Origin of the sequence: Eubacterium sp. AF34-35BH (assembly GCF_003477765.1) — a bacterium.
In the GTDB taxonomy this organism is placed as follows: Bacteria; Bacillota; Clostridia; order Lachnospirales; family Lachnospiraceae; genus Eubacterium_G.
Window position 1 is genome coordinate 154,789 of sequence record NZ_QUDZ01000005.1, and the last position, 14,583, is coordinate 169,371.

General features: G+C 32.9%; 12 protein-coding genes. 2 read left to right on the plus strand and 10 right to left on the minus strand.

Annotation, left to right across the window (positions count from 1 at the left end; all coding sequences use genetic code 11):
- Positions 1-45 precede the first annotated feature (45 nt).
- The 3 genes from DWZ69_RS07405 to DWZ69_RS07415 are packed head-to-tail and all read right to left on the minus strand — an operon-like array spanning position 46 to position 1,889.
- A complete protein-coding gene (locus DWZ69_RS07405; RefSeq protein ID WP_022165129.1) occupies positions 46-294 on the minus strand; it encodes a TIGR03905 family TSCPD domain-containing protein in 249 nt (82 codons plus the stop codon).
- Between the two features lie 42 nt (positions 295-336).
- Positions 337-1,080, minus strand: coding sequence for an ABC transporter ATP-binding protein (locus DWZ69_RS07410; RefSeq protein WP_118436569.1), 744 nt, complete (start codon positions 1,078-1,080; stop codon positions 337-339).
- Positions 1,081-1,088: 8 nt separating this feature from the next.
- Positions 1,089-1,889: an ABC transporter permease gene (locus DWZ69_RS07415; protein ID WP_022165131.1), complete on the minus strand. Its 801-nt coding sequence runs from the start codon at positions 1,887-1,889 to the stop codon at positions 1,089-1,091.
- Between the two features lie 181 nt (positions 1,890-2,070).
- Here DWZ69_RS07415 and DWZ69_RS07420 point away from each other — a divergent pair, with 181 nt between their 5' ends.
- Positions 2,071-4,533: a glycosyltransferase gene (locus DWZ69_RS07420; RefSeq protein ID WP_118436571.1), complete on the plus strand. Its 2,463-nt coding sequence runs from the start codon at positions 2,071-2,073 to the stop codon at positions 4,531-4,533.
- Positions 4,534-4,638: 105 nt separating this feature from the next.
- Positions 4,639-6,321 carry a CDP-glycerol glycerophosphotransferase family protein gene (locus tag DWZ69_RS07425; protein WP_118436573.1) on the plus strand — a complete coding sequence of 561 codons (1,683 nt, stop codon included), beginning with the start codon at positions 4,639-4,641 and terminating at the stop codon, positions 6,319-6,321.
- 219 nt (positions 6,322-6,540) lie between these two features.
- On the opposite strand, the gene DWZ69_RS07430 is transcribed toward DWZ69_RS07425, so the two are convergent.
- From DWZ69_RS07430 to DWZ69_RS07460, 7 genes are all read right to left on the minus strand, one after another.
- Positions 6,541-6,954, minus strand: a complete 414-nt coding sequence (locus DWZ69_RS07430) for an EamA family transporter (RefSeq protein ID WP_118436575.1) — start codon at positions 6,952-6,954, stop codon at positions 6,541-6,543.
- Between the two features lie 135 nt (positions 6,955-7,089).
- Positions 7,090-9,285: a bifunctional glycosyltransferase family 2 protein/CDP-glycerol:glycerophosphate glycerophosphotransferase gene (locus DWZ69_RS07435; RefSeq protein WP_118436577.1), complete on the minus strand. Its 2,196-nt coding sequence runs from the start codon at positions 9,283-9,285 to the stop codon at positions 7,090-7,092.
- Positions 9,286-9,294: 9 nt separating this feature from the next.
- Positions 9,295-9,711 (minus strand): glycerol-3-phosphate cytidylyltransferase, encoded by a 417-nt coding sequence (tagD, locus tag DWZ69_RS07440; RefSeq protein ID WP_117999977.1) that lies wholly within the window; start codon positions 9,709-9,711, stop codon positions 9,295-9,297.
- A 72-nt stretch (positions 9,712-9,783) separates the two neighbouring features.
- Complete coding sequence (locus DWZ69_RS07445; protein WP_118436579.1) at positions 9,784-10,971, minus strand: CDP-glycerol glycerophosphotransferase family protein; 1,188 nt, start codon at positions 10,969-10,971, stop codon at positions 9,784-9,786.
- Entirely contained in the window at positions 10,968-12,092 is a 1,125-nt protein-coding gene (locus DWZ69_RS07450; RefSeq protein ID WP_118436581.1) for a CDP-glycerol glycerophosphotransferase family protein, read from the minus strand. The genes DWZ69_RS07445 and DWZ69_RS07450 overlap by 4 nt, the downstream gene beginning before the upstream one ends.
- A gap of 7 nt (positions 12,093-12,099) precedes the next feature.
- Positions 12,100-12,918, minus strand: a complete 819-nt coding sequence (locus tag DWZ69_RS07455; protein ID WP_118436583.1) for a glycosyltransferase — start codon at positions 12,916-12,918, stop codon at positions 12,100-12,102.
- A gap of 9 nt (positions 12,919-12,927) precedes the next feature.
- Positions 12,928-14,289, minus strand: coding sequence for a sugar transferase (locus DWZ69_RS07460; protein WP_118436584.1), 1,362 nt, complete (start codon positions 14,287-14,289; stop codon positions 12,928-12,930).
- Positions 14,290-14,583 lie beyond the last annotated feature (294 nt).

The window sequence follows — 14,583 nt, forward strand, 5'->3', positions numbered from 1 at the left end:
AACCGTTGTCATATTGTTTTCTGACAACGGTTCTATTAAATTAATTTATTTCTGCTGTTCTAAATACTGTTCTAATGCCTGTGCAAGCTGGTCCGGACATGAAGTTCCTCTACCGTTACAGTCAATACCTTTAAGTCTTTTAATAACTTCGTGAATATCCATTCCTTCAACTAACTTTGCCACGCCCTGTGTGTTTCCGTGACAACCCATAACAAACTGCACGTCTTTTACCTTGTCACCGTCAACATCAAACTTAATAAGTCTTGAACATGTTCCTCTTGTTGTATATTCCATTACCTTGTCCTCCTTTTTCTAAGAATTACATACGACAATGTTTTAGTCATTTAATTTACTCTGGTAAATTGCTGACACTTCATCAATATCACCTTTGGCAATTAACTGACCATGATCTAGTAATATAGCTTTATTGCATAAACGTTCAACCTGCTGCAAACTATGTGATACAAAAAGTACCGTTACTCCATGGTCAAACATCCCCTGCATTTTCTTTTCACATTTCTTTCTAAACTTAGCATCACCTACAGATAATACTTCATCTAAGATCAAGATTTCCGGCTCAACTACTGTAGCAATTGAGAAACCTAATCTTGCTTTCATACCTGAAGAATAATTCTTAATAGGTACATCAATAAATTCACCAAGTTCAGAGAACTCTAAAATTTCATCATATTTTTCTTCCAAGAAACTTCTTGAAAATCCTAACACTGAACCATAAAGGAAAATGTTTTCTCTTCCTGTGTAGTTAGGATCAAAGCCTGCTCCAAGTTCAATCATTGGAGCTATATGACCGTTTCTTGTAACCTTACCTGTTGTAGGTTTGTAAACTCCTGCAATAACTTTAAGAAGTGTAGACTTGCCTGCTCCGTTAAGACCAAGGATTCCAAGTCTGTCACCTTTTTGAAGTTCAAAATTAATATTTTTAAGAGCCCAGAATTCGTTAAAACGAATTGTCTCGCCTTTTATTTTCTTTATAAGTAATTCTTTAAAATTATCTACTTTTTCTTTACTTAAGTTAAAACGAATACTTATATCTTCAACTTTAAGTGCCGGTTTTTCCATAGTTCCTCCTAAATATGCAAGATGAACTTATCTTGATTCTTCTTGAACATTACAATTCCAATTACTAATGCTACCAAACTAAATCCAAGTGAGTAAAGCATCATTGTTAAGTTTGATAGACCATAACTCATGCTTGTGAAAAGTGAACCGCCTTCCATAACTACACATCTTACATTACTGATAATGCAGTATAATGGATTAAACTGAAGTACAGTTTTTACCTTTTCAACTTTGTCTACATAATAGAATATTGCTGAGCAATACATAATAAGCATTACTATAACTTCCCATAAGTATTCCAAATCTCTAAAGAATACACATACAGTTGATAATATAAGTCCAACTGCCACACAGAAAATAAATAATATTCCCAGTGGTATAAACACTTCAATAATATGCCATGACATTGGAACTCTATAGAATATAGCCAATATTGCAAGTATTATTAATGATAATAAGAATAAAATAAAGTTATATATAATTGTTGATAATGGGTATAAATATTTTGGTACATATACCTTCTTTATCATAGCCTGATTTGCTCTAATGGATCTCATTGCCACCTTACTTGTACTTGAGAAGCAACTGTAAATCAATCTACCGCATAAAATATATACCGGGTAGTAAGGATGACTGTTTCCTAACAGTTCACCAAATACAAATGCTAATACCATTGTTGTAAGTAATGGTTCCAACAGCGTCCACACTAAACCTAAATATGATCTCCTATATTTGAGCTTAATACCTTTATATACTAATTCTTTTAAAAGATATCTATATCTCATAAATCCTTGAATATACTTCTTCATATTACCTCCATCTTTTCTTAGTAATACTCGCAATAATTATATATTATTCTTTTGTAATGTCAACAAATAGCCACATTTTTTTATTATAACAAAAAAGTTATTAAATGTGAAATTTATAGTATTTCTTTTTTATTTGTACTATAATATAAGGAATACTAGATTCAAAAGAACGGAGATTTTTATGGGATTTTTAGGCAAAGTCAAAAGAAAAGCCGGCAATTTCAAAGAAACTGCAAGGCGTTCCAAATATGCTAAATACTACAAAAACCTTTTAATTGAAGATAAGGTTATTTTATATGATTCTTATTTTGGACGAGGCATGATTTGTAACCCCTTTGGCATTTTTCTTGAGTTACTTAATAATGACGATTTCAAGGATTATACCCACGTTTGGGTTATTGAAGATAAATATGGAAACGAACCTGTTATGGAGCAGTTTGCAGAAAACAAAAATGTATTTGTTATCGGCAGACACAGCGATGACCATCTTCGCTATTTAGCTTCAGCAAAATATATTATAACTAACGTTTCCTTACCCTTTTATTATTGTAAGAAGCCGGACCAAATATACATTAACACATGGCATGGAACTCCTATTAAGAGTTTAGGTTTTGATATGCCAGACGCACCGGTTACAATTTCTAATGTCCTTAGGAACTTTCTTTCTTCGGACTATATGATTTCAGCCAATCCTTTTTTAACATCTGTATTTCTTGAAAAATACAAATTACAGGGATTATACGAAGGAACAATTATAGAAGAAGGCTATCCTAGAAATGACAGGCTTTTTAATACTGATAGAAAAGCTCTATTATCACTTCTTGGAAAATACGGCTTAGATATTGATTCAAAAAAAGAGATTATTTTATATGCACCAACCTGGAAGGGCAACGACTATAATCACCCACAGATTGATGTTAATGAATACATTGATTTTAAGCGGTCACTGGAGTCCTTAATTGACACTGATAAATATCAGGTTCTACTTAAGCCTCATCAGGTAGTTTATAAGGAGCTTAAGAAATCCGGCAGAATAAGCGATTCGCTTATACCTGCTTTCGTAGATACAAATGAACTTTTGTCAATTACAGATGTTTTGATTTCAGATTATTCAAGTATTTTCTACGATTTTCTTGCAACTGGAAAACCTGTTGTTTTCTACATTCCTGATTTGGAAGAATACAAGAATTATCGTGGTTTATACCTTGCTCCGGAACAACTTCCGGGACCTTGTTTAACAAACATTGATGAAATTGGAAAAGTTATTAACAATTTAGATTTTTATATTAACAAATATCAAATTAAATATAATGAAGCAAAAGCTTTTGGTTGTCCAATGGATGACGGCAATGTGGCAAAACGTATTGTAGATGTTGTTTTTTATGGCAGAACATCTGATGCTAACGGCAGGGACTATAATTTAATTAAATGTAGTAACCATAAGAAAAAGCTTTTATTCTTCGGTGGTGGTTTACGAATGAACGGTATTTCCACCGCACTTAGAACAATGCTTGATTATATTGACTATGACAAATATGACGTAACTGTTTACGCAGGGAATTTGAAATTTCCTGACAGTAAAGAAATGATTTGTTCATTTAATAAGAATCCTAGAATTTTTGCTAGAGTTTCTTACACACCTTCAACATTTTGTGAAATGATTCGCAACGATTTCCTAAGAGTCTTTGGCTTTTGTAACGGTCTTATGAAAAAGGTCTATCCAAAGGCAATGTATGACAGGGAATTTGTAAGATGCTTTGGCACAAGTCATTTTGACACTGTTATTGATTATTCAGGTTATGGAAGTTTCTATTCCATACTTCTTTTAAGTGCTACAGGCGCAAAGAAGTTAATTTGGCAACACAATGATTTACTTACCGAAAAGAACAAAGTTGTAAACGGCAAAAAACCACACAGTCGTGAGCTTCGTGTTGTTTTTTCAACTTATCAGTTCTATGACAAAATCGTTGGTTGTTCAGAAGCCACAATGGAAGTAAACCTTGAAAAAATCGGTTACAAGAATTTGAAGAGAAAATGTACTTATGTTAGAAACGCAGCTAATTTTGACAGGGTACTAAAAGGAGCCAAGGAATCATATAATGAAGAGACTGCTATAAATGCAGGCTTACCGGAGCTTCTTAATAAAGATTTAATTTCTTTTGTTAATATGGGCAGATTATCACCTGAGAAAAATCAGGAAGCTTTAATTAAAGGTTTTGCCAAAGTTAACAAAGAGAATCATAACACAAGACTTTACATTATAGGTGACGGTCCATTAATGGAACATCTTAAATCTTTAATCAAGTCTTTAGGTTTAAAGGGGAAGGTTATTATGACCGGTAATATGGAGAATCCTTTTATGTTAATGAAAGAATGCAGTTGTTTTGTTCTACCTTCATTACACGAAGGACAACCTGTTTCATTATTAGAAGCAAGATTACTTGGTCTGCCAATTATAATGTCTGACTTTAGCTCTGCTAAATCTTCTTTATTTGAAAACGGACAACTTTTAATTGGTAATAGCGAAGAGGAAATTTATAAAGGTTTAACTACTTTTATTAACGGTCAGGTTCCTACTTGTGATTTTAATTACAAAGATTATAATAAAACTACAATAGAACAGTTTGAGGAAATTATCGGGTAGTTTACGATAACCTGTCACGTAACCCCCATATATAATTAATATAACATTTAACTATTTACTTATTTCAAAGAAAGGACAAGTATTTTACTTGGAATTGGTGCAAGTATGGAGAAATATTCAGCCACTATAAAAAATGGGTTTAAATACACTCTGAAGCGAAACATAAAGAAATATACTCAAAACATAAAGATGCCTGAAAAAGATTTAGGTAAAAAACAATACTACTCATTTTTGTCTATACCGGTTCGTGAGCATCATATATTTTACGAAGCTTTCTCAGGACTTGGTGTTCTTGATAATCCTCGTGCCATTTTTCTACAGTTATTGAAAGATCCTGCATTTGAGGATATGATTCATATTTGGTCCATTTCAGATATGGATATGGCAAAAGACAACATTAAGGAATTTGAAGATTTACCAAATGTTCGTTTTGTTAAGCGTGAATCTGAAGATTATTACCGTTATCTTGCCAGCAGCAAGTATCTTGTATCAAATTCAACTTTTGGGTACTTTTTTGTGAAACGCCCTGAGCAAACATACATTAACACCTGGCATGGCGTTCCAACCAAATACATGGGTTACGAACATACTGTTGAACGTGTTGAAAATGCCAGAGGACCTGCAAGAAACTTCTTAGGTGCTGACTATCTTATTTCAGCCAACAAATTTATGACAGAAGTTATGTACAAGCGTGCGTACAAGCTTGACGGTCTGTATGAGGGCACTACTTTGGAAATTGGTTATCCAAGAAGTGATTTACTTATAAACGCAGATATTAAGAAGGTAAAACAAAAACTTGAAGACATTGGTATCAAAACTGACAAGAAAATTATTTTGTATGCACCAACCTGGAAAGGTAATCTTTACAATCAACTTGAATATGATGTTGAAGAGTTTAAGAATACTGTTAAGAAGTTTTCAGAAAACATTGACCAAAGCAAATATAGAATTTATTTAAGAGTTCATTATTTCTTATACAAAATTTTAGCTGAGGATTCTGAATTAAAGGATATTTTAATACCTTTTACAATTGATACTAATGAGCTACTTTCAGTTGTGGATATTTTAATTTCCGACTACTCAAGCATCTTCTTCGACTTTCTGATTACAGGTCGACCAATTGTTTTCTACGTTCCTGACTTAAAGGAATACGAAAGTGGTAGAGGGCTTTATGTACCGGTTAATACTTTGCCGGGAATTGTATCCTCTGATTTAGATGAAGTTGCTTCCTCACTGGATGCAATTTGCAAGAATAGAAAAGAATATTGCGATTTCTACAAACCACAGCTAGATGAAATGAATCGTTGGTGTACTTACAATGATGATGGATTGTCTACTCAGAGACTTATTAACATTATCTTTAAAGACTACACCTATCTATCATCAAGAAATCAGGATATTATCAAAACTTTTGATGAAGGGAAGAAAAAAGTTCTTATATGTGTTAATTCAAAACAAAAGAGCAATGCCTTTTGGGCTGAATTTTATCAGAAGCTTAAGAAATACGATTTTAAAACTACAGACGTAACTGTACTTGTTACTTCTTTTAAAGATTTAGAATCTAAAAAATATTTTAACAATCTTCCTGATGAAGTAAGAGTTTTAGTTTGGTTTGCATTACCATTTGTCATTGAGGCGTCTAAAACTTTCTATGACAGAGAAGCGCTTAGAGCTTTTGGTGATGTACACTTTGATGAAGTTTTGGTTGAAGGTGACATTAATGAATATTTTGCAGACTTTGCAAACAACCTAAATGGCTTATACGAAAATGAGCCACAACAGGGTTAAATAATAACTGCAAAAGTTGAATAATAATTACAGTAATACAGTAGTTACAGAAGAAAATAATAATTACAGAAAAACCGGTTAGTATGGATTTTACCCAATGCTAACCGGTTCTTTTCTCATTTCATATATTATTGATTCTATATATTATTTTAAAATATTATTCATATATATTCATTTAAATATATTATACGTCAATTATCTCCATCATTTGTTATCTGTTTACAACACCATAAATAATGTACCGGCCGTTATTAATATCGAGCCAATGGCTGACTTGTATGTAAAATCTTCGTGAAGAAATATAAACGCAAGTATAAGCGTAATTACCACGCTTAGTTTGTCAATTGGTACTACTTTTGAGGCACTACCCATTTGTAAGGCTCTGTAATAGCATAACCATGATGCACCTGTAGCCAACCCTGATAGAATAAGAAAAATCCAACTTTTTTTGCTTATGGCTCCAATTCCGCTTTGACCTTTGGTAAGGAATACCATGCCCCATGCCATAATTACAACAACTACTGTTCGAATTGCTGTCGCAAGATTTGAATTAACACCGTTAATACCAACCTTTGCCAATATACTTGTTAATGCAGCGAAAACTGCTGATAATAATGCGAAAACTGCCCACATAAAACCCCCTCCTATATCACTTCCTATACTTAACAACGAATGCCTCTTGTGACATTCTACTTACTAAGTGCATATTGCCACACAACTTTTTTCGTGTAAGTACACAAAAAGACCTCATAGAATGAGGCCTTTTTATTATGATTCTTTAAAAATCTTATTTACAACTCTTTCTGTAGCATGACCGTCATCTATGCAACAGAATCTATTGTAAAATTCTTCATATCTGTCTTTATATTTTTCCTGAATTTGGTCAATGTTCTTTATGGCATCTACTACTTCATCATTTGTTAGAAGCATTGGACCCGGAAGATCATCTTCCATGGATAAATAGAAACCATGTAAAACATCTCTATATCTTTCAAGATCGTAAGTATAATAAAGAACCGGTCTCTTTAAGTTAGCAAAGTCAAAGAATACTGATGAGTAGTCTGTTATTAAAATATCTGTTATTAAATACAAATCCGTAACGTCATCATAAGCACTTCCATTAACTGCAAACTCACCGTATTTTGACATATCTAAAGCTTCAACAACTAAATAATGTAATCTAAGCAATAGCACATATTCGTCACCAAATTCTTTTTCTAATCTGTTTACGTCTAAATCCAAGTCAAACTTAAACTGTCCAATTTCATAGTAATTATCATCACGCCATGTTGGAGCATACATAATTACTTTCTTGTCGACAGGAATTCCCAATTTTTCCTTTATCTTTCTAGCACGTTCTTCTCTGTCAGGTGCATATAAAGGATCATTTGCAGGATATCCGTATTCAAGAATTTTTTCTTTTGGATACATAAAGCAACTTTGGAATTTTTCAGTTGAAAACGGATTGTCTGATAAAAGATAATCCCAGTTTTCTTTCTGTCTGTAAAACTTGTCCTTGTAATTTGATACGCCACCTACAACATCGTTTAAGTCAAAAGCCAGTCTCTTAAGTGGTGTTCCATGCCATGTTTCCAAAAGCACTGTATCTTCCCTTTTTGGAACACTAAGTGGCTGTTTCATATTTAGAATCCAATATTTACTTCTATTCATATAATAGAAATATCTAAGACCTGATCTTCTAACTGTTTTATGTTTTCCCGGTATCTTCAATCCTCTCTTATCCACAGACCACACATAAGTGTATTTATCTCCAAAATGTTCCTGCATGTATTCGTAAATATATTTAGGCTGTCCGGAATAATTTCTTCCCATAAAACTTTCAAAAATTACATAGTTTTCTTTCATTGGCATTTTGTTAAAAATATGCAATGCAAAAGCTTTATTTCTAGCCCATTTATTTTTGAACATTCTCTTTAACTTCTTCTTTGCCAGATATCTGTTGCCTGTTTTTTTAACCTTTGCCAAATCGCCCTTTGCCATTGCCTTTATTACAGGCTTTTCAAGAAAATAAAAATATCTTCTTTTTAAATTCTTCTTATCCATCTGGCTACATCTCTTGTAGAATTCCTGGAAATATTCATTTTCCCAGCACTCTTCTTCCTCTGTATTCCAACGGAGTTTTTTAATTAAGTATAATGTAACGAACTTAGCTTCAATAAGATCAAAATGTCCCTGAATTTCAGGATGTCCCTCAGCTACCTTCTTTGCATTGTCAATTGCCATAAAATAATAAGGCATTGACTCTATCTTAGGTGTCTGTTCGATTGCCGGATTATTATATCTGTCATTATGATGTCTCTTTACATAAATTGCATTTACGTTACTTTTGATTTTCTTTGTTGTACACAAAATCTCTGTAAGCACTCTAACATCTGCGAAACAATACTGTTCTTCATTAAACCTAATGTTATTGTCTGTAAATAATGACTTTCTATATAATGCACCAAGAACTGTTAATCTTTCCAGTCTTCTAAAATGAGTAAGTCTTGACTCAATGGGATTATCAAAATCATATTTTTCAAGATTTTCCTCTTCCTTTTCAATATTACGCTTTTCCTCAAATGTAACTGTTCCCTGATATGTTCCCTGAACACGACCATAAGCCATGTCTGTATCTTCATCCATTACATCTAATAATTTCTTAATCCCATCATCGTAAATGTAGTCGTCATTATCAAGAAAATAAATATATTCTCCCTGCGCCTTATCCATGCCCAAATTTCTGGCTGCGGATACGCCGGTTTTGCCTTCCAAATAGAATACTTTTAAATTAATTTTGTCCTTGTATTCGTCAATAACCTGCTGGAATTCATCTTTGTCATCCTGTAAATCATCTACAACAAGCACTGTTTCATAATCCTTAAATTCCTGTTCTGAAATGCTTTTGAAGCAGTCTTTTAAATACAATAGCCACTTTCTGTGGGTTACAATTATACTTACCATTTCCATCTCCTACTTATCGCCCTTAGCAGTCATGTCTTTTTTGTTAAGGTCTTCTTTTATCTGTGTAGTTGAAATACCTTCTGTTCTTGGTAAATAAACTACTTCGCAATAATCTTTAAGAAAATCAAATTTGCCTTCCCAATCGCTACCCATTACAAAAGTATCAATCTTGTAGTCTTGTACGTCTGAAATCTTCTGATCCCAGTTATTTTCAGGGATAACTAAATCTACATATCTGATAGCTTCAAGTACCTGCTTTCTTTGCTCATAAGTAAAGTAACATTTCTTTTGCTTTGAGTTCCAGTTAAATTCATCTGTTGAAAGCACTACTACCAAATAGTCTCCCATTTCCTTTGCTCTTCTTAAAATATTAATATGTCCATAATGAAGCATATCAAATGTTCCATATGTTATAACTCGTTTCACGTGTTCTTCCTCCATTTCTGCATTCGTGTGATTGTATAATCTTAACGAACCCATAGTATCACAACAATTATACTAATTTTCTATTATCATATCCAGCACTTTTTTACTGACGTCAGGTCCGTCTAAATAATTATACTTCTCGTTAAACTTTTTATATTTATCATCAATGACAAAATTGTCAATGAATTTCTTAACATACGCCATTGTTTCCTGCTGATTAAACACTACCGGACCGGGCAACTCTTTCACATCAAAATAAAAGTCTCTGGTCTTATTTTTGTATTCGTCATAATCTGCCATAAAGAAAACAATTGGTCTTTTCAGATTAGCATAATCAAAGAATACCGATGAGTAATCTGTAATAAGCATATCGCTTATGGCATAAAGAGTGTTTACATCTTCAACTGAAGATACATCATAAACAAAGCCTCTATACTCACTTACATCCAGTTTCTTTGATATAAAATAATGTGCCCTAAATAAAATTACATAATCATCACCAAGTTCTTTGTACGCTTCCTTAAAATCAATATAGTTAGCCAGCTTGAAACCTTCTGCTGCACTGTACTGATTATCCCTGAATGTGGGTGCGTAAAGTACAACTTTCTTATCTGTTGGTATATTTAGTTCTTTCTTTATATTAGTGCACTGGTCTTTTGTAAATTTAAAAAGATAGTCATTTCTTGGATAGCCTGTTGTCAGCACATTGTTCTCTTTAGACACATTTTTCATATTAAATGCCGAAATAAACTTATCTGTACAATACTTAGATGGTGAAATCATGTAAGTTATTTTCTTTGATTCCTCCACATAAATATTTTTCATCTGAGACTTGTTTGTTAATGCGTTTCCCTGCTTTTCCACATCAAGACCTATTTTTTTCAATGGTGTACCATGCCATGTCTGAACAAAAATCTGGTCAGCCTTAGGTTTCAAAAACATTCTTGGATTTGAATTAAAAATCCAATATTTTGCTTTTGCCAAGTCTCTGTAATAGCCAAAACTTTCAAACTTAACAGCATTTTTCACATCTGTTCTGTTAGGATTTCTAAGAGACCAAACCAGTGTGTAATCTTTATATTTAGGATTATTTTTCATTTCTTCATACAACGCCTTTGGGTTACACGAAATATTTCTTCCCTGAAAAGACTCAAACACAACCATTTTGTCATCTCTTTTTTCTATGAGTTTTGCCAGAAAATATAAAAATCTTTTGTAAAGCAGCATTAGTTTTCTCAGTATGTCTTTTACCTTTTTCATTTAATACCTCCGAAAACTTTCTTTTCCACTCTCTGACAGCTTTCTCCGTCATTGTAGGAGTTGATAATCATATTAACTCTCTCGCGTTCTGCTGCGAAAACATCATTATCTTCTGCCACATTCGCTACATATTTTTCCAAATCTTCATAGGAATTAATCTTCTCACCTGGCATGTATTCAAATGGATTATCAAATACAAAACCTCGCTTCTTTCTATATTCTTCAATATCTTCGACTGTAAAAGCAATTGGTCTGTTAAGAAGCATATAGTCAAAGTAAGCTGATGAGTAGTCGGTAATAAGTGCATCTGCATTTCTAAGCAGTGCATACACACTTAGACCTTTCTTCTCAAGTGCCTTTTGTGTCATGAATTTAATGTTGCTGTGCTTTTCTTTGTAAGCATCAGCTTTTTGAAGTGGATGCATTTTTATAATCATCTTAATGTTTGATTTTTTTAATTTCGAATTCAACTCTTCAATCTGAGTTTTCTTTAAAACCGAAACAATATAATCATCATTATATTCTCTGTATGTTGGAAGCCACAAAATTAATTTCTCATTTGGCTTTTTCAACAATTCATCTTCTTTTTTGTTTGGTATAAATAGCTCATCATTTCTTGGATTTCCAAGTATTTGTACCTGTTCCTCATTGCAGCCGAAAATCTTTGCCATAATTGGTTTATACAATGGCGAACTTGCAGCCACAATGGTAAAAAAGTTATAGTCTATTTTCTCTAATCCTTTTTCCAAATTTCCGATTTTCTTTAAAGGTGTGCCATGCCACAAATTAACAACTGTCTGATTTTTACTAGGTTTTATTGGATATTTACCAAAGCAGTAAAAAGCGTATTTTGATTTTAGAAAATACTTAATGCCCTGCGTGTTTCCCACAAATGTAACATTAGTAGGAGTGCTTTCAATATATTTTTCATAATCATTACTGCTTACCACAATCCGGTAATCATCGTTATAGTTCTTTCTTATTAAATAATCATAAAAAGCCTTAACATTATCTCTAAAGCCTAAGTTAGTATAGAAAAATATTAGCTTTTCGTCTTTTTTTATAGCCTTGTTAAACCACGTTAATGGTTTGAAAAAAACTTTTAAAACTTCTTTATTCATTGTCCTACTACTTTCTTAATGTCTTTCCATATAAGGCAGCTCTTAAGCCGTTAGGAATAATACTTACAATACTTCTTGTTAATACACTTGTAAGGAAATTTCCCATAGATATGAATCCTATCTTTTTCAAATGTTTTCTGAATCTGTAAATATACCTTACATAAGAAACACCGCCACGTCTCTTGTACATTTCACTGCCGCCACGCATATACAGGAGATTTTTTTTAACATTATATCCTTTGTAGCCTTTGTTTAACATTGTACACCAAAGATTATAATCCTCGAAAAATCTATAATCCTCATAAAAGCCGGCTTCGATTACTGCTGATTTTTTGTACATTACTGATGGATGATTAAAAGGACTTCTGTTTTTTGCAAACATAATTATTTCTTCATTATTCTCAGGAACCACGCGCATGTTTCCGGTGTTACTAATATCTCCCACAAACTCAATTATGTTAGAGCCAACTATATCTGCATTTTTTTCCTTCATTGCCTTCATCTGCTTTTCAACTCTATCAGGCATACTTACATCATCGCTATCCATTCTAACGATTATCTCATTTTTACATTGTAATATTCCATTGTTAAGTGCCTTTGCCAACCCCATGTTATGTTCAAGTCTGTAAACATTGAATAAGCCTGAATAGGTTGTTACAAAATCTGCAATAACTTTATTCAGGCCTTCTGTAAGAGGGCCATCACATACAATTACAAAATCATTAGTTTTTACTGTCTGATTAAGAATGCTGGTAATGGCCTCCTTTAAATATTCAGGTTTTTCTTTTATATAAACTGACATTAGCACTGAGTAATTCTCTGTCATATAAATCACCTATTTCTTATCTATAATTGCTGTCTTCTGATTTTTGTCCACGCCTTCGGTATTATCCTTCATGAACATAATCTTAAAGGTCATTAATATTAACTGAATATCAGTCCAAATCTTATAATGTTGAATATAATACATATCCAATTTCAATTTATCATAAGGTGTTGTGTTATATTTTCCGTATACCTGAGCATATCCTGTAAGTCCTGCTTTTACCTTTAATCTGAAACAAAATTCAGGAATTGTTTCCTCGTACTGTTTTGCGATTTCAGGTCGTTCAGGTCTTGGACCTACAACTGACATCTGACCTGCAAGGATATTAAACACCTGTGGTAATTCATCAAGATGTGTTGCTCTTAATATTTTTCCCACCTTAGTAACTCTGTCATCATCTTTGGCTGCTAAACGTGCGCCGTCTTTTTCGCAGTCAACTTTCATGCTTCTGAACTTTAATATTTTAAAAACTTTTCCATTGACCGTAAGTCTTGGCTGTGTGTAGAAAACCGGTCCTCTATCCCAAATTAAATCGCATACTGCAACAATCACAGTAATAATAACTGTTGGTATACATAATATTAAGGCAATGACAATATCAATAATTCTCTTCACAAAAGCCTGTTCCCATTTAAGACCTCTTACCTTAGTTACCAATAATGGTGAATCAAATAAATTATTCTGTTCTGCACCAATAACAATAATATCTGATAACTTTGGTGTGATATATGCTCTCTTATCATACATATAGCAAAGTTTGATAATTGAGTTTCTTGTTCCACTTGGTATGTCACAAAGCAATACTGCTGAATGTCCCAAAATGGCTTCTTTTATTTTTGAAAAATCTTCATCACAATGAATTGACTCTTTAATGTGATATTTATCTTCTCTTGTTTTGATTTTCTTTACTAAATTATCCGGATCTCTGTCACTATATATTAATAACATGTCTTTTGGTGGATATAACCATTTGTACACCGACATGGCTATTGCCGCCCAAATGAGACAACATAAAATATTATCAAAGCTCATCCCGATAATAGGTGCCGGATTTACTAATTTAAGACTTAACATGGAAATCTGCAAATACATTATTACATTAGTAAATAACAATGCAAGTAACTGAGAGAATACCAAATCCGAATACTTAAGTCTTCCTAACTTAAATGCTCCGTACACCTGACAGAACACTGTAAACAATAAAGCATATACAAACAACAGTACCATATGACCTTTAAAGAAAAAGCCTCTGTCCATTCCACTGCTGTAATGATTATCCCAACAATACCAGAATACTATTGTCTGTACAGTTATTACTGTTGCAAGCAACAATAATACTATTATTCTTCTAAACGCTCTTGACTGTTTCATTTTTTCTCCTACAACATAAGCTGGCTTGCAACAGTTTCAAAGTCCGCAACACCAGCTCATAATATTCTATAATTTTACCAAAGCCACTATTATTTGTCAATTTGTATAACTATTCAGCCATGCGATACTGTAAATATCACCCAAAAAGGTGCTTGCACATTTTTCGGTGATATTTACAGTATCATATGGTGATTCACCACAGCGAAAAGGCTCTTTGAGACTTTGAGCTGTTGGCTGAATAGTTATATATCATTCGGTGATTCACCACAGCGAAAAGGCTCTTTGAGACTTTGA